This window comes from Bradyrhizobium sp. USDA 4473 (assembly GCF_054063335.1).
On record NZ_JBSSGE010000001.1, the window covers coordinates 427,044 to 444,324 of the forward strand.

Here is a 17,281-nt window from a genome sequence, read left to right on the forward strand (position 1 = left end):
ATGAAACCCCGGATGAACTTCTACCAGGCCGCCCCCGAAACCATCAAAGCGCTGGTTGCGGTGGAAAGCCAGATCACCGCGAGCGGCCTCGAGCAATCGCTGATCGAACTGGTGAAGACCCGCGCCTCGCAGATCAACGGCTGCGCCTACTGCATCAACATGCACACCGAGGACGCCCGCAAGCATGGCGAGACCGAGCAGCGGCTCTATCTGCTCAATGCCTGGCGCGAGTCACCGCTCTACTCCGAGCGCGAGCGCGCGGCGCTGGCCTGGACCGAAGCGCTGACGCTGGTTGCAGACACGCACGCGCCCGATGCCGACTATGAGGCGGTACGTGCGCAGTTCTCGGACGGCGAGCTGGTCAACCTGACCACGCTGATCGGCGCGATCAACGCCTGGAACCGGATCGCCATCGGCTTCCGCGCAGTGCATCCGGTGAAAGTGAAGGTCGCAGCTTGAGGGCGATACTGATCGCCAAATATTCAGCTGTCATGCCCCGCTTCATGCGGGGCATCCAGTACGCCGCGGCTTCTCGGCTCGAGCACCGCGGCATCTGGAATACTGGATCGCCCGGTCGAGCCGGGCGATGACAGCGTGAATAGGGACAGATTAAACCGCGGTCGCCCGCGCGAACTCGACATAGATCTCGCGCAGGCGGTCGGTGATCGGGCCGACCTTGCCGCTGCCGACCGCCTTGCCGTCGATTGCGACCACGCCCTGCACGAACACCGAGGCGCTGGTGATGAAGGCTTCCTTGGCGGCGAGTGCTTCGGCGACCGTGAAGGCGCGTTCCTCGATGCGCAGCTGGCGCTCCTCGGCGAGCTTGACCACCGCCTTGCGGGTGCAGCCGGGCAGGATCTCGTTGCCGTTCTGTCGGGTCACGATGACGTCGTCCTGGGTGACGATGAAGGACGACGACGAGCCGCCCTCGGTGATCTTGCCGTCCTCGATCATCCAGGCTTCGCCGGGCGCCGGCCGCGGCCGCGGCCTGCTTGGCCAGCACCTGCGCGAGCAGCGCCACGCTCTTGATGTCGCGCCGTTCCCAGCGGATGTCGGGCACCGTGATGACCTTGATGCCGGTCTTGGCCGAGGGCGCGTTGATGATGTCCTTTTCCGAGGTGAACATGACCAGCGTCGGCTTGACGTCGGCCGTCGGGAACGCGAAATCGCGGCCTTTGTCGGCGCCGCGGGTTACCTCGAGATAGACCATGCCGTTGACGAGGTTGTTGCGCTTGACCAGCTCCTTCTGGATCTCCTCGATCCGCTCCAGCGTCTCCGGCAGCGCCAGCTGGATCTCGCCGACCGAACGTTTCAGCCGCGCCAGATGCGAGGCGTTGTCGATCAGCTTGCCCTCGAGCACCGCCGCCACCTCATAGATGCCGTCGGCGAACAGGAAACCGCGGTCGAACACCGAGACCTTGGCCTCGGAATGCGGCACGTACGAGCCGTTGACGTAAGCGATCTTTTCCACGCGAGTTCTCCTGCGGACGAAGGGGGAGTTCTGGGCTTTCGTATACGCAAATTGTTAACGGGGATAAACCCTCTCCCCACCGTCATTCCGGGGCGCGCCAGAGGCGCGAGCCCGGAATCCATTTCACAGCAGAAGATGCGGCCCAATGGACTCCGGGCTCTCGCTTCGCGAGCCCCGGAATGACGGAGTGGAGAGAACGACGCCCCCTAATGCTGCAGGATCTTCGACAGGAACTTCTGCGCGCGGTCGCTGCGCGGCGTGCCGAAGAAGTCGGCCTTCTTGGCATCCTCGACGATCTCGCCGCGGTCCATGAAGATGACGCGGTCGGCGACCTTATTGGCGAAGCCCATTTCGTGGGTCACCACCATCATGGTCATGCCCTCGCGGGCGAGGTCGACCATGACGTCGAGCACCTCGCTGATCATTTCCGGGTCGAGCGCCGAGGTCGGCTCGTCGAACAGCATCGCGATCGGGTCCATCGCCAGCGCGCGGGCGATCGCGACGCGCTGCTGCTGGCCGCCGGACAATTCGGCGGGAAACTTTTTGGCGTGATCCTTCAGCCCGACGCGCTCCAAAAGCTTCATGCCCTTGGCCATGGCCCCGTCATGCTTGCGGCCCAGCACCTTCTCCTGCGCGAGGCAGAGATTGTCGATGATGCGCAGATGCGGGAACAGCTCGAAATGCTGGAACACCATGCCGACGCGCGAGCGCAGCTTCGGCAGGTCGGTCTTGGGATCGTTGACCTTGACGCCGTCGAGCGTGATGTCGCCGCCCTGGATCGGCTCCAGCGCATTGACGCATTTGATCAGGGTCGACTTGCCCGAGCCGGAGGGGCCGCAGACCACCACCACCTCGCCCTTGGCGACGCTGGTGGTGCAGTCCTTCAGCACCTGGAAGGCCGGCCCGTACCATTTGTTGACGTGATTGATCTCGATCATGATGGCTCAGCTCGTTTGATCAGCGAACGATGGCGATGCGCGCCTGCAGGCGGCGGACACCAAAGGATGCGACACAGGAAATGACGAAGTAGACCAGCGCGGCGAACAGGTACATTTCGACCAGACGGCCGTCGCGCTGCGCGACCTTGCTGGCGGCGCCGAGGAAATCCGGGATCGACAGCACGTAGACCAGCGAGGTGTCCTGGAACAGCACGATGGTCTGCGTCAGCAGCACCGGCAGCATGTTGCGGAACGCCTGCGGCAGCACGACGTAGCGCATCGACTGCGCGTAGGTCAGGCCGAGCGCGCTAGCCGCGGCCGGCTGGCCCTTCGAGATCGACTGGATGCCGGCGCGCATGATCTCGGAGAAATAGGCCGCCTCGAATGCGATGAAGGTGATCAGCGAGGAGGCAAAGGCGCCGACCGTGATCGGCCGCGACGCTCCGGTCAGCCACTGCCCGATATAGGGCACCAGGAAGTAGAACCAGAAGATCACCAGCACCAGCGGCAGCGAGCGGATGAAGTCGACATAAAGGCCCGCGATGCGCCCGAGCCATTTGTAGCTCGACAACCGCATCAGGGCGATCAGGGTGCCGAACACCAGGCCGCCGAACGCAGCAAGCGCCGTCAGGGTCAGCGTGAAGCGCATGCCCTCGAAGAACAGATAGGGCAGCGCGCGGCGGATGACGTCGAAATCGAAATTGCCGAGCATCGTCATTTGCCCGTGATGTAGCCGGGGATCGCAACATAGCGCTCGAGGAAGCGCATCGCGGTCACCACGACGAAATTGAGGAGAAGATAGAGCACGGTCGCCGCAGTGAAGGCCTCGAACACCTGGAACGAGAATTCCTGCATCGAGCGGGCCTCGCCGGTCAATTCGATCAGGCCGATGGTGATGGCGACCGCGCTGTTCTTGATGGTGTTGAGGAATTCGGAGGTCAGCGGCGGCAGGATGATGCGGAAGGCCATCGGCAGCAGCACGTAGCGATAGGTCTGCACCGTGGTGAGGCCGAGCGCGGTCGAGGCCTGCTTCTGGCCGCGCGGCAGCGAGGTGATGCGCGGCCTGCAATTGCACGGCGACGCGCGCCGACATGAACAGGCCGACGCCGATCGCGGCGGTCCAGAACGGTGCGTTCGGCAGCTGCTTCAGCCACAGCCCGGCGGATTTGGGCAGCAGCTCGGGCAGCACGAAGAACCAGAGGAACAGCTGCACCAGCAGCGGCATGTTGCGGAAGAACTCGACCCAGCAGAAGCCGATCCACGACGCCGTCTTCGACGGCAGCGTGCGCAGCACGCCGATCACCGAGCCGGTCACCAGCGCGATGATCCAGGCGAGCACCGACACCTTGACAGTGACCACCAGTCCCGACAGCAGCAGGTCGAGATAGGTGCCGGTCCCCATCGGGTTCGGCTCAAGAAAGATGTGCCAGTTCCAATTATAGTTCACAGGTCCCCCACGCGCGGCCGCGGCGATCACGCATTACGCCGACTTGGCGCGCGGCGTCTATGCAAATGTCCGGCCATCTTCCTCCAAAATGGCCGGACATACTCACTTTCGGGACCCGCCGCCGAGGGGCGACGGGTCAAACTCGGCCGTGCAATCAGTTCACCAGATAGGCATCGGGATCGGGCGAATCCGACGGCTTCGCAAACTGCTTCTTCATCTCCGGTCCAGCCGGCGAGTTGAGATTGAGGCCCTTCGGCGGGATCTTCTGGGTGAACCACTTGTCGTAGATCTTCTGGCCCTCGCCGCTGGTGTAGAGCGCGGCCGTGGCGGCGTCGACGACCTTCTTGAACGGCGCATCGTCCTTGCGCAGCATGATGCCGTAGGGCTCGGGCTTGGAGAACGCATCCTTGGAGATGACGTAGTCGTCCGGCGACTTCGAGCCGGCGACGAGGCTCGCGAGCAGGATGTCGTCCATCACGAAGGCAACCGCACGATCGGTCTCGACCATCAGGAAGGCCTCGGCATGATCCTTGGCCGGGATGATGTTGACGCTCAAGCCCCGCGCCAGGTTGGCCTCGGTGAGCTGCTTGATGTTGGTGGTGCCGGCGGTCGACACCACCGTCTTGCCCTTCAGGTCATCGATCGAATTGATCTTGTTCGCCTTCTTGGTGACGTAGCGGCTCGCGGTCAGGAAGTGCGAGTTGGTGAAGGAGACCTGCTTCTGGCGCTCGGCATTGTTGGTGGTCGAACCGCATTCGAGGTCGACGGTGCCGTTGGCCATCAGCGGGATGCGCGTCGCCGAGGTCACCGGGTTGAGCTTGACCTCGAGCTTGTCGAGCTTGAGCTCCTTCTTGATCGCGTCGACGATCTTGTAGCAGATGTCCATGGCGTAGCCGATGGGCTTCTGGTTGTCGTCGAGATAGGAGAACGGGATCGAGGAATCGCGGTAGCCGAGCGTGATCGCGCCGGTGTCCTTGATGTTCTTCAGCGTGCCGGTCAGCTCCTGGGCCTGCGCCTGGCTCGCGCCGAGCGCGGCGGCGAGCGCGAAGCCGATGAGATATTTGGATGTCATACGTCTACTCCTTCGTGGAAACGTCGATCTAGTGCATGAGAATGTCGGCGAGGACGGGTGCGATGTAGCGGCGAAACTGCTCCGGATTCTCGCTCATCGGAAAATGACCGAGCTTCTCCATGATCGTGACGCTGGCGCCCCCTATTGCCGCTGCGGTCCGCCTCGTGTCCTCGGGCGTGCAGGAGAAATCATACTCGCCCGTGAGCAGATACAGCTTGCATACTTTAGTATCGATTGACGCGACCTGGCCGCGCAGGTCGCCATCGACACGGTAGAAATACAGATCGCCCTTGAACACGCCCGGGCCGCCCTGCTTGTAGGCCCACAGCGTTTCCATCCGCGAGGCTTGCGGGCTCTGCGGCGCAATCAGTCCCGACACCAGCGCGGCGCAGACTTCGCCGCCGTGAACGTCCGGACGGTTCAGCCAGCCGGTGTCGTACCACGGCGCCTGGAAGTCGGCGGCCTCGAGCCCGATCAGCGCGCGGAATTCGGCGGCATGTTCGATCGCGAGATTCAGCACGATGCGGCCGCCGATCGAACAGCCCATCACGACCGGCTTCTCCAGCCGCAGCGCACGGCAGAAGGCGCGGATGGTCTCGGTGTAGCGTGCTGTGGTGAGTTGGTATTCATCGCCGGTCCAGCTCTTCGGCGGATTCGACTTGCCATGCCAGGGCATATCGAAGGCAATGATGCGGAAATTTTCGGCAAATTGCGCGTCAGCGAGCAGATGCCGCCACTGTCGCGCATCCGATCCCGCGGTGTGCAGGCAGAGCAGCGGCACGCCCTCGCCGTTCTCCTCGAAATAGATCCGGTGCAGCTCGCCGCCGATCTCGACGTGAACGTAGCGGCCGACCATCGGCTCGATGTGGCCGTTCATGATGGCGCCGCTCATGTTGCGCCCGCCGCGAATTGCTGCCGCGGCAGCGCCAGCAGGTCCTTGAAGTACTGCAGATGCGTCATGAAGGGATGGAGATCGCCTTCCAGCACCGCCTCGCCGCGCTTGGTCAGCGCCAAGAGATCATGCCAGCCGGGCTTCGGCTCGGCCTGCCAATAGGCGGCCCAGGCCTGCGGCGTCGCACGATAGGCAAAGCGCCACGAGCGCATCAGGACCGGCGCAGGCTTGAGCTCGACGATGCGCCCGGTGCGGATCGTGGCATGAAACGGCCGCGCCAACTCCCCGAGCAGGCAGTCGCAATCGAGCAGCCGCCCGCGCGCGACCAGCATGGGAGCCTGGTCAAGCAATGCGGGAAGGCCGGCAAACGCCGTCGTCACAGCGTCGTCGGTGGCGTCGGGCGAGAGCGTCATCAGTCGGGGAAGCTTCCTGCGGCGGATCGCCCATGATGACTGGAAGGCTGCGATCCCGCAAGGCGCCGATGCCCTCGGATGCCCTTGGGTTCCCTGGATAATTCGCTTGACCAAACCCGGCTTGCCGGTCAGGCGCGGCCCACCGCGCATGCTGCCGGAAACGGCCAGTCAGCTCAGACCAAAGACCGATTGAATTCCGCGGCTCGGCAGGGCGTCGCACGGCGCGGCAGGCCAATTGTCGCAGCCCCTGCCTTCGCTCTTCCGTTGTCCGCCGCGTTCTGTCCTATGCGCCCTGTGTCCTTGCGAATGACAGGGACGATCATTGCCAACACCGAACAAGACGCGGCCGCGATCGAACGCGGCCACCAGGGAGAGAACGAGATGTCGCAGCGCAATCGCTTGATGGTCCTGCTCGCCGCCGCCGGCATGCTGGTGTCGGTTGCAGCGCAAGCGCAGGATTATCCGACCAAGCCGATCACGCTGATCGTGCCGTGGCCGGCGGGCGGCTCGACCGATATCTCGATGCGCGCGATCGCCGAGAGCGCCTCCAAGGTGCTGGGCCAACCGATCGCGGTCGACAACAAGGCGGGTGGCGGCGGCACCGTGGGCCCGGCGACGATGGCCGCCGGCGCCAAGCCCGACGGCTACACCATCGCGCAGATCCCCATCACGGTGTTTCGCCTGCCCCTGATGCAGGAGGTGTCGTGGGATCCGGCGAAGGATTTCTCCTACATCGTGCACCTCACCGGCTACACCTTCGGCGTCACGACCAATGCGGACTCGCAGTTCAAGAGCTGGCAGGACGTGGTCGATTTCGCCAAGAAGAATCCCGGCAAGGTGACCTACGCCTCGCCCGGCACCGGCACCTCGCTCCATGTCGGCATGGAGCAGATCGCGTTGATGGCCGGGATCAAGCTGACCCAGGTGCCGTTCAAGGGCGGCGCCGAGACCAACGCCGCGGTGCTCGGCCAGCACACCATGCTGCAGGCCGATTCCACCGGCTGGCGGCCGCTGGTCGACGCCGGCAAGCTCCGCCTGTTGATGGTGTGGACCGGCACGCGCTCGCCGAACTATCCCGACGTGCCGACGCTGAAGGAGCTCGGCTATCCCATGATCTACGACTCGCCGTTCGGCATCGCTGGCCCCAAGGGCATGGATCCCAAGATCGTCGCCAAGCTGCACGACGCCTTCAAGAAGGCGATCGAGGACCCCGCGGTGATCGCAACGCTTGCCAAATACGACATGGTGCCGAACTACAAGAACACCGAGGACTACAAGAAATTCGTGGTCGAGGTCACCGAGTCCGAGCGCAAGGTGATCGACACGCTCGGCCTGGCGAAGAAGTAGCAGGCACAATCGACAGGCCTCACCCGTCGTTATCCGTCATTGCGAGGAGCGAAGCGACGAAGCAATCCATCTTTCCGCAGACGCGGTGAAATGGATTGCTTCGCTTCGCTCGCAATGACGGGGATAGGTCGATGCCCCCTTGCGACGCGACGAGAGCATTCCTCATGACAGACCAAACCAACGTGAAACTCCGCCTCAACAACTCCGAGCTCTGGGGCGGTCTGATCGGGCTCGGGCTCGGCCTCTTCGTGATCTGGTCCGGCCTGAAGCTCAAGCTCGGCACCATCAACGATCCCGGCTCCGGCTACGTGCTGTTCTACACCGGCATCCTGATGTGCGTGTTCGCGGTCTCGATCATGGTCGCGGCGGTCACCGAGGGCGGGCCGACTTTCGCGTCGCGCTGGCAGAATGCGCGCTGGGGCAAGCCGGTGCTCGTCATCGCCTGCCTCGCCGCATTCGCCTTTGCGCTGGAGCCGCTCGGCTTCCTGCTGTCGGCGATCCCGCTGATGCTGTTGCTGCTGCGCGTGATCGATCCGGTGCGCTGGTCGCTCGCCATCCCGCTGTCCATCCTTGCCCCGCTCGGGATGTGGTGGGTGCTGAAGCACCTGCTCGCGATCCAGTTGCCGAGCGGCCTGTTCGAGATCGGTTGAGCTGCCCATGGATACTCTCGTCAACGTCGCCCACGGCCTCGGCATCGCGCTGCTGCCGGTCAATTTGCTCTACTGCTTCATCGGCGTCTTCATCGGCACGCTGGTCGGCGTGCTGCCCGGCATCGGCCCGATCTCGGCGATGTCGCTGCTGCTGCCGGTGACGCTGTCCGGCACGGCGGAATCCGGCATCATCATGATGGCCGGCATCTATTACGGCTCGATGTATGGCGGCTCGACCACCTCGATCCTGGTCAACATTCCCGGCGAGGCCGCCTCCGTGGTCACCTGCATCGACGGCCACCAGATGGCCAAGCAGGGCCGCGCCGGACCGGCGCTCGGCATCTCCGCGTTCGGCTCGTTCATCGCCGGCACCTTCTCGCTGGTCGCCTTGATGCTGGTGGCGCCCTCGCTCGCCAGCGTCGCGATCGCGTTCGGCCCGGCCGAATATTTCAGCCTGATGGTGCTCGGCCTTGTCGTGTTGACCTTCCTCACCCAGGGCTCGATGGCGAAAGCGCTGCTGATGGCCTGCATCGGCGTCGTGCTCGGCCTGGTCGGGCTCGACAGCATCACCGCGCAGCCGCGGCTGACCTTCGGCCGTATCGAGCTGATCGACGGCATCGGCCTCGTGCCTGTCGTGATGGGCCTGTTCGGCGTCGCCGAGGTGCTGCTCAACACCGAGCAGGCGATCAAGCGCGACATCATCAAGACCAGGATCACCCAGCTGCTGCCGAGCAAGGAGGACTGGAAGGCGAGCAGCGGTCCGGTGGCGCGCGGCACCGTGCTCGGCTTCTTCCTCGGCATCCTGCCCGGCGGCGGCGCCGTGGTGGCGTCGTTTGCATCCTATGCGCTGGAGAAGCGGCTCTCGAAGCATCCGGAGCGGTTCGGCCATGGCGCGATCGAAGGCGTCGCGGGGCCGGAATCGGCCAACAATTCCGCGGCCGGCGGCGCCTTCATTCCGCTGATGACGCTTGGCATCCCGCCGAACGTCGTGATGGCGCTGCTGCTCGGCGCCTTCGTGATCCACGGCCTGCAGCCGGGACCGCTGATGATCTCGCAGAACCCGACGCTGTTCTGGGGCATCGTCGCCAGCATGTATATCGGCAATCTGATGCTGCTCGTGCTCAATCTGCCGATGATCGGCATGTGGGTGCAGCTGCTGCGGCTGCCCTACAACGTGCTGTTCCCGCTGATCATCCTGTTCACCATCATCGGCGTCTACTGCTCCAGCAACAACGTGTTCGACGTCCACGTCATGATCGCGTTCGGCGTGATCGGCTATTTCATGCGCAAGCTCGGCTACGAGCCGGCGCCGCTGGTGCTCGCCTTCGTGCTCGGGCCGATGCTGGAGAACAATCTGCGCAAGTCGCTGATCCTCTCCCAGGGCGACCTGATGACCTTCGTGGAGCGGCCGATCTCGGCGATCTGCCTCGCCTTCGCGCTGGTGCTCTTGGTCGGCCCGCTGCTCCCGTCGCTGCGCAGGAAGCGCGAGCTGGTGGCACTGGACGAGGGGGCTTAAGTCACTTGACGCTGCGGCCGGGCTTCGGCGCCTGGGCCAAGGCGCGGGCCAGCACCTGGGCTTCCTTCTTCAGCATGTCGGCGAGCTCGGCTTCGCGGCGGCGGATGCGGTCGGTTGCGGCACCGATCGAGAGCGCCGCGACCACCTCGCCGGCATCGTCGCGGACCGGAACGCCGACGCCGCCCATTCCGGGGAATGCGGCGTCGAGCAGCACGGTATGACCGGCCTTGCGCGCCACCGCGATCCGCTCGCGCAGAAACTTTGGCGTGATGCGCGGCGATTTCGCCAGCCGCGGCACGATCACCTCGATCACGGCCTCGATCTCGGCATCCGGCAGCCAGACCAGCAGCGCCAGCGCGCCGGCACCGACGCCGAGCGGACGGCGGCTGCCGATCTGCAAATAGTTCGGCTGCAGCGGATGGTTGCCGACCGAGCGCGCCAGATACAGCGCCTCGACGCCGGATCGTACCGACAACAGCGCGGTATCGGCCGAACGTTCCGACAGCCGCAGCAGGCTCGGCTGTGCCAGCTCGGCGATGTCGACCGAGCGGCGCGCGCCGACCGCCATCACCCGCGCTTCTTGGCCGAGCTCGTAGGTCTTGGCACCGGCGACCCTGGAGACAAAACCCTCCTCGATCAGCGAATTGAGGATGCGCAGCGCCGTCGCCTTGTTCAGCGAGGTGGTGTCGGCGATGTCGGTCAGCCGCAGCGGCGAGCGCTGCGCCAGCACCCGCAGGATCGCGCAGACTTTCTGGATCGCGTTGAACTTGTCGGGTTGGCCCGGCTCCGGTGATGGCCTCTTGCGGCTGGTGCGCGCGGTCGCAGTCGTGGAGGCGTTCATGCCCTGGCCTTCCTTGCCTCAATTCCAAACCTTGAACCGGGCACGACGAGTGGCGCGTCCGGCGCACCTCATCCTAAGACGGATGATGCGTGCCGGACACCGTATACTTTCGTCAGATGAAACTTCGATTTCGATGATCTACGCTGCTTTGCAGCAACAAAGGTATCCGAATTTCGCTTCGCGAAATCAGGCGCCATTTGAGCATGATCTCCGCGCAAACGCGCTCCGCGTTTGTCGCGAGGAAAAGCCGCGTCGCACTTTTCCGATCATGCCAGCCGCATCCTCCGGATGGTGAACAGCGCGCCAAGGCTGAGGATGCAAACCGCGGTGAGATAATAGCCCGGCGCGAGCTGGCCGATCAGCGCAAAGCCACCCATCCAGGTCATGATCGCCGGCCCCATGCCGCCGAACAATGTGACGCCGATGTTGTAGCTGAGACCGAGCCCGGTCGCACGCGTCGCCGGCGGAAACAGCTCCGACATCAGCGCGGCCAGCGGCCCGTAGTACAGCGACTTGAGCACGCCGAGCCAGAGCACGCCGAGCAGGATGATGACAGGCGTCGGCTTGCCGGTGAGCAGCAGGAAGGCCGGAAAGATCGACACCAATAGCAATAGCGCAAACAGGATCATGTGCGTGGTGCGTCCGATCTTGTCGGAGACGTATCCTGCGATCGGCGCCAGCAGCGCGACCGCGGTCTGCGCGACCAGCGCCGCCATGAACCCGACCGTCGGCGGCAGCTTCAGCGTCTTCACGACGTAGGTCGGCATGTAGACGATCAGATAATTCACCGCGGTCGACACCGCGAGCGCGCCGATTGCGAGCAGCGTGGCGAGCTTCTGCCGCACGAGCACCTCCGGGACCGGCGAATCCTGCTTGCCGGCCCCGGGCGGCGGCGTCGCGTCGTCGACATGGTTGCGGATGTAGATGCCGACCGGGCCGATCAGCACGCCGAACAGGAACGGCAGCCGCCAGCCCCAGGATTGCAGATCCTCCGGGCTCATCACCGACGTCAGCAGCGCGCCGAAGCCGGCGCCGAGCAGGCCGCTGACGCCCTGGCTGGCGAACTGCCAGCTCGCGACGAAGCCGCGCCGCTCCGGCATGTGCTCGACCAGGAACGCGGTCGAGGAGCCGAACTCGCCGCCGGCCGAAAATCCCTGCACCAGCCGCGCCAGCATCACCGCAACAGGCGCCAGGATGCCGATGGTCTCGAAGGTCGGCATCAACGCCAGCACCAGCGTGCCAAACGTCATCAGCACGATCGACAGCATCAGCGAGGCCTTGCGGCCGTGCCGGTCGGCATAGGCGCCGAGCACGATGCCGCCGATCGGACGGACCAGGAACGACAGGCCGAAACTGCCGAAGGTCAGCAGCAGCGATGTGGTCGGATCATTGGCCGGAAAGAACGCCTTGGAGAGGTAGACCGCGAAATAGGCGTAGACCGAGATGTCGTACCACTCGAGCGCATTGCCGACCGAGGTCGCCACGATCAGGCGGGTGATGTTCTTCTTGTCGACCACAGTTGCGTGCTGAGCGCCGGCCGAAGTTGACAGTGTCATTTGAATTTCCTTGGCAGCGTCGGCCACAGTCTCTCAACTCAGCATACCCGGCCTTGTGCTCGCCGGGCACGCACCTCTTCCCCGTCATCCTGAGGTGCGAGCTCTTGCGAGCCTCGAAGGATGCACGGCCCGGCTGGTGGCCGTCGATCCTTCGAGACGCGGCTGACGCCGCTCCTCAGGATGACGGAGTAAGGCGCGGATGTCCGGCAAGAGTGGCGAAGACGCGCTTCGCGCCTTAGGCCAGACATAACGATATAGGACGCGCGTCAACCCTTAACGCTTCGCCTCGCCGAGATCCCAGAACAGGCCGGCCATGATGGTCAGCGCCTCTTCGGTCACCGGCAGCAGGATGTGCTCGTCGGGAGCGTGCTGCGAGCAGCCCGGATAGGAGTGCGGCACCCAGATCGTCGGCAGGCCGAGCCCCTCGGAGAAGACGTCGTTCGGCAGCGAGCCGCCGAAGTTCGGCAGCACCGCCGGCGCCTTGCCGGTGGTGGCGCGGATCGAATTCGCCGCCCAGTCAATCCACGGGCTGTCCATGTCGGTGCGCGAGGCGCCGAAACGTTGCGTGCCGGAGACCTCGACCATCGGGAATCCGTTGTTGTGCAGATAATCGCGCACCGCGTCGATCACCTCGAGATGCTTGGTGCCGACCACGAAGCGGAGCTGCAGCACCGCGTTCGCCTTGCCGGGGATCGCGTTCGCCGGCTTGTCGATATTGCCCGACGACATCGCCAACACTTCGAGCGTGTTCCAGGCATAGAGCCGCTCGGCCGCGGTCAGGCCCTCCTCGCCCCAGTCCTCCGCGAGCTGAGGTTCGTCCGGCGTCGGCTTGATCTCGACATCGGCCAGCGCGGCGCGGACGCGGTTCGAGATCGGTGGCGGCTTGAGGATCTCGAGCTTCATGCGGCCCTTGCCGTCGACCAGGCTCGCGATCGCGTTCGCCAGGATGGTGGCGGGGTTGGCGAGCACGCCGCCCCAATTGCCGGAATGGTTGCCGCCCTCGCGCAGATTGACGTCGAGATGGATGCGGTTGCCGCCGCGGCAGCCGAGGAAGATGGTCGGCCGCTCCGCCGACAGCCGCGGGCCGTCGGAGGCAATGAACAGATCGGCCTTCAGCTCCTCGCGATGCGCCTCGCAGACCTCGCGCAGATCGGGCGAACCGATCTCCTCGCCGGTCTCGATGATGAATTTGGCGTTGAAGCCGAGCTTGCCGCCGCGCGCCTGCTTCACCGCCCGCAGCGCCGCCATGTTGATCGAATGCTGGCCCTTGTTATCGGCGGTGCCGCGGCCATAGACACGGTCGCCCTTGACCGTGGTCTGCCAGGGATTGAGCCCGTCGCGCCATTCGCCGACCATGCCGTCGACGACATCGCCGTGGCCATAGGTCAACACGGTCGGCCGCGCGGCATCTTCCTGGTAGTCCGCGATCAGATAGGGCCCGCGGCCGGTCGGCGGGTCGATCAGCCTTGTTTTGAAATCGAGCTCGGCAAAGGCCGGCTGCAGATTCTCCACCAGATAGGCGCGCAGCGCACCGGCCTTGTCGGCATTCAGGCTCTCGGTCTGGTAGCCGACCCTGCGGTCGAGCTCCCTGAGAAACTGTCCCGATTGAAAATGCTCTCGCGCGTTTGCGATTGCGTCGGCCCGTGTCGCCATGATTGTTCCTTCGTCCGGTCGCGTCTTGGCATGATCCCACCGGAAAGCTGGTTCGCACATCCGGATCATACTCCTGAAGGTGCGCAACCTATCGGGATCGGCTGGCCGCCGGAAGGGTATGAATCGCGAAGGGGGCCTTGCCAAAACGTGGGAAGTCGCACCAATTTGATGCGGGACGCCCAACCGGGCAGCACGGCGCGCAAGATTTCGACCAAGGTTACGGCAATGACAAAACAGATCCGGCTCAACGCCTTTGCCATGAACTGCGTGGCGCATCAGTCGCCGGGGCTGTGGACCCATCCACGCGACCGCACCAAGGACTACAACAAGCTGTCCTACTGGATCGATCTGGCAAAGACGCTGGAGCGCGGCCGATTCGACGGCCTGTTCCTCGCCGACGTGCTCGGCGTCTACGACGTCTATGCCGGCAATCCGGATGCGGCGCTGCGCAACGCGGCGCAGACCCCGGCCAACGAGCCCTTGATGCTGATCCCGGCGATGGCCGCAGTGACTGAAAATCTCGGCTTCGGCGTCACCAGCAATCTCTCCTTCGAGCCGCCCTACCCGTTTGCCCGAAGGATGTCGACGCTCGACCATCTGACCAACGGCAGGGTCGGCTGGAACGTGGTGACCGGCTATCTCGATAGTGCCGCGCGCGGCGCCGGCAAGGACAAGCAGACCGCGCATGACGACCGCTACGAGCTCGCCGACGAATATATGGAGCTGGTCTACAAGCTCTGGGAAGGCAGCTGGGAGGACGACGCCGCGATCCGCGACGTCGCGCGCGGCATCTTCACCGATCCAAAGAAGGTGCATCGCGTGCAGCACGAGGGAGCCAACTACCGGCTCAACGCGATCCATCTGTCGGAGCCGTCGCCGCAGCGCACGCCGGTGCTCTACCAGGCCGGCACCTCGCCGCGCGGCCGGCAGTTCGCCGCCGAGCACGCCGAATGCGTGTTCATGTCGGGCCCGTCGGCGAAGGTGATCGGCCCCCGGGTGTCGGCGATCCGCGAGCTCGCCGCCGCAAAGGGCCGCAACGCGGCCGAGATCCTGATGTTCTCGATGATGTGCGTCGTGGTCGCGCCGACCGAGGCGGAGGCGCAGGCGAAATACGCCGAGTATCGCAGCCATATCAGCCATGAGGGCGCGCTGGCGCTGATGTCGGGCTGGAACCGGCGTCGACTTCTCGACCTATTCGCTCGACCAGGAGGTACGGCACGTGCAGAACGACGCCGGCCGCTCCGCGATGGACAATGTCACCCGCGCCGATCCCGACCGGGTCTGGACCGTGCGCGAGGTCGCCGAGCATGTCGGCATCGGCGGCGCCGGCCCTGTGGTGGTCGGCACGCCGGAGCAGGTCGCCGACAAGATCGAGCAATGGTTCGAGGACACCGACGTCGACGGCCTCAACGTCGCATTCGCGATCTCGCCCGGCGATTTCGAGGATATCGCCGACATGCTGGTGCCGGAGCTCGTGAAGCGCGGCCGCTACAAGAAAGAGTACGCAAAGGGCACGCTGCGCGAGAAGCTGTTCGGCGAGGGGCGTGCGAAGCTCGATGCGACGCATCCGGCAAGCCGGTATCGCGTGAATCGAACTGCGTAGGGTGGGTTAGCGCCAGCGTAACCCACCGCCTTCGTCCAACAGGCGCCGGTGTGGATGAGAGACCGCCGGTGGGTTACGCCTTCTAACCCAACCTACGATTGGAGTCCCGTCATCCTGAGGAACGCGCTCTTGCGCGCGTCTCAGGGTGACGGGGATGGATTGGGCGCTCAGTGAAACTCAATTCACCGCATTGCTGACCACCACCTCGATCAGCTTCGCACCCGGACGGCTGAAGGCCGACTTCAGCACGCCCTTCAGCTCCTGCGGGTCGGTGACCTTCATGGCCTCGAGCCCGAGCGAGCGCGCGACGCCGGTGAAATCGACCGGCGGATCGATGAAATCCATGCCGACATAATTGTCGTCGCCATGGAAGGCGAGCAGGCGCTGCTTGATGATGCGATAGCCGCCATTGTTGACGATGATGAAGGTGAGCGGCAGCTTGTGGTTGGCCGCGGTCCACAGCGACTGGATCGAATACATCGACGAGCCGTCGCCGGAATAGCAGACCACCGGGCGCTGCGGATTGGCAAGGCTGACGCCGACCGATGCCGGCAGACCCCAGCCGATGCCGCCCGACGCCAGCGCGTGATAGCCGTAGCGATCGCGATGCGCGCGCAGCGCGATGATCTGCCGCGACGAGGTCAGGCCCTCGTCGACCAGGATCGCGTTATCAGGCATCGCCTCGACGACCTGCAGCGCCAGCCAGTCCGGATCGATCGGCGAGGTTTGGTTCGCCTTCGAGATCTGCTCGACCAGCGCCTTGCGCTTCGCCGTCCAATTCTTCGCTGCAAGCGCCGCGAGGCCTTGCCTTGCGCGCGCCTCCAGCGCGCTGCCGCCCGCTTCCTTGAGTGCCGGCACCAGTGCGCGCAGCGTTTCCTTCACATCTGCCTTGACCGCGATCTCAGCGCCATAGTTCCTGGCAAGATCGCTGTCGACCAGGCCGACCTGCACGATCGAGAGCCCGTCCGGCAACGGATCGACCTCGCTGTAGACCGACATCCGCAGCGGATCGCCGCCGAGCGCGATCAAAAGATCATGCGGCGCCAGCACGTCGCGGGCGACCTTCTGCAACCGCGCGATCGCGCCCATGAAGCTCGGGCTTTCGGAGAGGAAATGCGAACCATAGGGCGTCGACGATTGCCAGGCCGGACAGCCCAGCGTTTCGGCGAGATCGGCGGCCTCGCGCAGCGCATCGCTCTTGACGATCTCGTCGCCGACGATGATCACCGGACGCTCGGCTTTCAGGATGCGCGCGGCCAGTGCCTTCAGCGACTCCTCCGACGGCCTGACGCGGCTGTCGACCCGGGTGGAACGGCCGAGCTCGATGCCGGCCTCGGCATTGAGGATATCGCCGGGCAACGAGATGAACACCGGCCCGGTCGGCGGCGTGGTGGCAATCTTGGCGGCGCGGCGCACGATGCGCGGCAAATCCTCCAGCCGGGTCACCTCGACCGCCCATTTGACCAGCGGCGTCGCCATCTGGACCAGCGGACCGTAGAGCACCGGCTCGGTGAGGCCGTGGCCCTGCTCCTGCTGCCCGGCGGTGAGGATCAGCGGCGTGCCGGTGAAGCTCGCGTTATAGAGCGAGCCCATCGCATTGCCGAGGCCGGGCGCGACATGGACGTTGCAGGCGACCAGCTTGCCCGAGGCACGGCTGAAGCCGTCGGCCATCGCGACCACCAGGCTCTCCTGCATCGCCATCACATAGGTGAGATCGGGATGGTCCTTTAGCGCATGCATGATCGGCAGTTCGGTGGTTCCGGGATTGCCGAACAGATGGGTGACGCCTTCATCCTTCAGCAACGCCAGAAAGGCCGAGCGGCCGGTAATGCGGTTCTTCATGTTCCCTCCAGGCCCGTCGGCGCGTTGGCCGACGGAACCG

Annotated in this window: 13 protein-coding genes and 3 pseudogenes; 5 read left to right on the forward strand and 11 right to left on the reverse strand. The window is 64.8% G+C overall.

The features are described from left to right. Positions 1–459: a carboxymuconolactone decarboxylase family protein gene (locus ACVW17_RS02055; protein ID WP_456750239.1), complete on the forward strand. Its 459-nt coding sequence runs from the start codon at positions 1–3 to the stop codon at positions 457–459. Positions 460–609: 150 nt separating this feature from the next. Here ACVW17_RS02055 and ACVW17_RS02060 read toward each other — a convergent pair. From ACVW17_RS02060 to ACVW17_RS02090, 7 genes and pseudogenes are all read right to left on the reverse strand, one after another. Further along, positions 610–1,471: pseudogene (locus ACVW17_RS02060) on the reverse strand (D-amino-acid transaminase). Between the two features lie 206 nt (positions 1,472–1,677). Next, positions 1,678–2,409 carry an amino acid ABC transporter ATP-binding protein gene (locus tag ACVW17_RS02065; RefSeq protein WP_456750241.1) on the reverse strand — a complete coding sequence of 244 codons (732 nt, stop codon included), beginning with the start codon at positions 2,407–2,409 and terminating at the stop codon, positions 1,678–1,680. A 19-nt stretch (positions 2,410–2,428) separates the two neighbouring features. Continuing rightward, positions 2,429–3,121, reverse strand: coding sequence for an amino acid ABC transporter permease (locus ACVW17_RS02070; RefSeq protein ID WP_456750242.1), 693 nt, complete (start codon positions 3,119–3,121; stop codon positions 2,429–2,431). Positions 3,122–3,123: 2 nt separating this feature from the next. After that, a pseudogene (locus ACVW17_RS02075) lies at positions 3,124–3,856 on the reverse strand (amino acid ABC transporter permease). A 154-nt stretch (positions 3,857–4,010) separates the two neighbouring features. Next, positions 4,011–4,928 (reverse strand): amino acid ABC transporter substrate-binding protein, encoded by a 918-nt coding sequence (locus tag ACVW17_RS02080; RefSeq protein WP_456750244.1) that lies wholly within the window; start codon positions 4,926–4,928, stop codon positions 4,011–4,013. A 28-nt stretch (positions 4,929–4,956) separates the two neighbouring features. Continuing rightward, on the reverse strand, positions 4,957–5,820 hold the full coding sequence (locus tag ACVW17_RS02085; RefSeq protein WP_456750245.1) for an alpha/beta fold hydrolase: 864 nt from the start codon (positions 5,818–5,820) through the stop codon (positions 4,957–4,959). Beyond that, complete coding sequence (locus ACVW17_RS02090) at positions 5,817–6,233, reverse strand: hypothetical protein (protein WP_456750246.1); 417 nt, start codon at positions 6,231–6,233, stop codon at positions 5,817–5,819. The genes ACVW17_RS02085 and ACVW17_RS02090 overlap by 4 nt, the downstream gene beginning before the upstream one ends. 381 nt (positions 6,234–6,614) lie before the next feature. On the opposite strand from ACVW17_RS02090, the gene ACVW17_RS02095 reads away from it, so the two are divergent. The 3 genes from ACVW17_RS02095 (at position 6,615) to ACVW17_RS02105 (ending at position 9,746) form a co-directional block, all read left to right on the forward strand. After that, a complete protein-coding gene (locus ACVW17_RS02095; RefSeq protein WP_456756298.1) occupies positions 6,615–7,580 on the forward strand; it encodes a Bug family tripartite tricarboxylate transporter substrate binding protein in 966 nt (321 codons plus the stop codon). 164 nt (positions 7,581–7,744) lie between these two features. Beyond that, a complete protein-coding gene (locus ACVW17_RS02100) occupies positions 7,745–8,230 on the forward strand; it encodes a tripartite tricarboxylate transporter TctB family protein (RefSeq protein WP_456750247.1) in 486 nt (161 codons plus the stop codon). 7 nt (positions 8,231–8,237) lie between these two features. Continuing rightward, positions 8,238–9,746, forward strand: coding sequence for a tripartite tricarboxylate transporter permease (locus ACVW17_RS02105; RefSeq protein WP_456750248.1), 1,509 nt, complete (start codon positions 8,238–8,240; stop codon positions 9,744–9,746). Position 9,747: 1 nt separating this feature from the next. On the opposite strand, the gene ACVW17_RS02110 is transcribed toward ACVW17_RS02105, so the two are convergent. The 3 genes from ACVW17_RS02110 to ACVW17_RS02120 all read right to left on the reverse strand — a co-directional run bounded on the left by ACVW17_RS02110 (position 9,748) and on the right by ACVW17_RS02120 (position 13,796). Beyond that, the gene (locus ACVW17_RS02110; RefSeq protein WP_456750249.1) at positions 9,748–10,587 is read right to left on the reverse strand and encodes an IclR family transcriptional regulator; all 840 of its coding nucleotides are present in this window, start codon (positions 10,585–10,587) and stop codon (positions 9,748–9,750) included. 266 nt (positions 10,588–10,853) lie between these two features. Then, the gene (locus tag ACVW17_RS02115; protein WP_456750250.1) at positions 10,854–12,143 is read right to left on the reverse strand and encodes an MFS transporter; all 1,290 of its coding nucleotides are present in this window, start codon (positions 12,141–12,143) and stop codon (positions 10,854–10,856) included. A gap of 273 nt (positions 12,144–12,416) precedes the next feature. After that, on the reverse strand, positions 12,417–13,796 hold the full coding sequence (locus ACVW17_RS02120; protein WP_456750251.1) for a M20 family metallopeptidase: 1,380 nt from the start codon (positions 13,794–13,796) through the stop codon (positions 12,417–12,419). Positions 13,797–14,021: 225 nt separating this feature from the next. Here ACVW17_RS02120 and ACVW17_RS02125 point away from each other — a divergent pair. Further along, positions 14,022–15,399 (forward strand): annotated as a pseudogene (locus ACVW17_RS02125) (LLM class flavin-dependent oxidoreductase). Positions 15,400–15,576: 177 nt separating this feature from the next. Here the strand turns inward: ACVW17_RS02125 and ACVW17_RS02130 are convergent. Further along, complete coding sequence (locus tag ACVW17_RS02130; RefSeq protein ID WP_456750253.1) at positions 15,577–17,241, reverse strand: thiamine pyrophosphate-binding protein; 1,665 nt, start codon at positions 17,239–17,241, stop codon at positions 15,577–15,579. Between the last annotated feature and the right edge of the window lie 40 nt (positions 17,242–17,281).

Excerpts from the sequence above, each read along its gene's own strand:
- ACVW17_RS02080 (WP_456750244.1), bottom strand. The coding sequence starts at position 4,928 with ATGACATCCAAATATCTCATCGGCTTCGCGCTCGCCGCCGCGCTCGGC.
- ACVW17_RS02095 (WP_456756298.1), top strand. The coding sequence starts at position 6,615 with ATGTCGCAGCGCAATCGCTTGATGGTCCTGCTCGCCGCCGCCGGCATG.
- ACVW17_RS02070 (WP_456750242.1), bottom strand. The coding sequence starts at position 3,121 with ATGCTCGGCAATTTCGATTTCGACGTCATCCGCCGCGCGCTGCCCTAT.
- ACVW17_RS02115 (WP_456750250.1), bottom strand. The coding sequence starts at position 12,143 with ATGACACTGTCAACTTCGGCCGGCGCTCAGCACGCAACTGTGGTCGAC.
- ACVW17_RS02100 (WP_456750247.1), top strand. The coding sequence starts at position 7,745 with ATGACAGACCAAACCAACGTGAAACTCCGCCTCAACAACTCCGAGCTC.
- ACVW17_RS02065 (WP_456750241.1), bottom strand. The coding sequence starts at position 2,409 with ATGATCGAGATCAATCACGTCAACAAATGGTACGGGCCGGCCTTCCAG.
- ACVW17_RS02130 (WP_456750253.1), bottom strand. The coding sequence starts at position 17,241 with ATGAAGAACCGCATTACCGGCCGCTCGGCCTTTCTGGCGTTGCTGAAG.
- ACVW17_RS02105 (WP_456750248.1), top strand. The coding sequence starts at position 8,238 with ATGGATACTCTCGTCAACGTCGCCCACGGCCTCGGCATCGCGCTGCTG.
- ACVW17_RS02085 (WP_456750245.1), bottom strand. The coding sequence starts at position 5,820 with ATGAGCGGCGCCATCATGAACGGCCACATCGAGCCGATGGTCGGCCGC.
- ACVW17_RS02120 (WP_456750251.1), bottom strand. The coding sequence starts at position 13,796 with ATGGCGACACGGGCCGACGCAATCGCAAACGCGCGAGAGCATTTTCAA.
- ACVW17_RS02110 (WP_456750249.1), bottom strand. The coding sequence starts at position 10,587 with ATGAACGCCTCCACGACTGCGACCGCGCGCACCAGCCGCAAGAGGCCA.
- ACVW17_RS02090 (WP_456750246.1), bottom strand. The coding sequence starts at position 6,233 with ATGACGCTCTCGCCCGACGCCACCGACGACGCTGTGACGACGGCGTTT.
- ACVW17_RS02055 (WP_456750239.1), top strand. The coding sequence starts at position 1 with ATGAAACCCCGGATGAACTTCTACCAGGCCGCCCCCGAAACCATCAAA.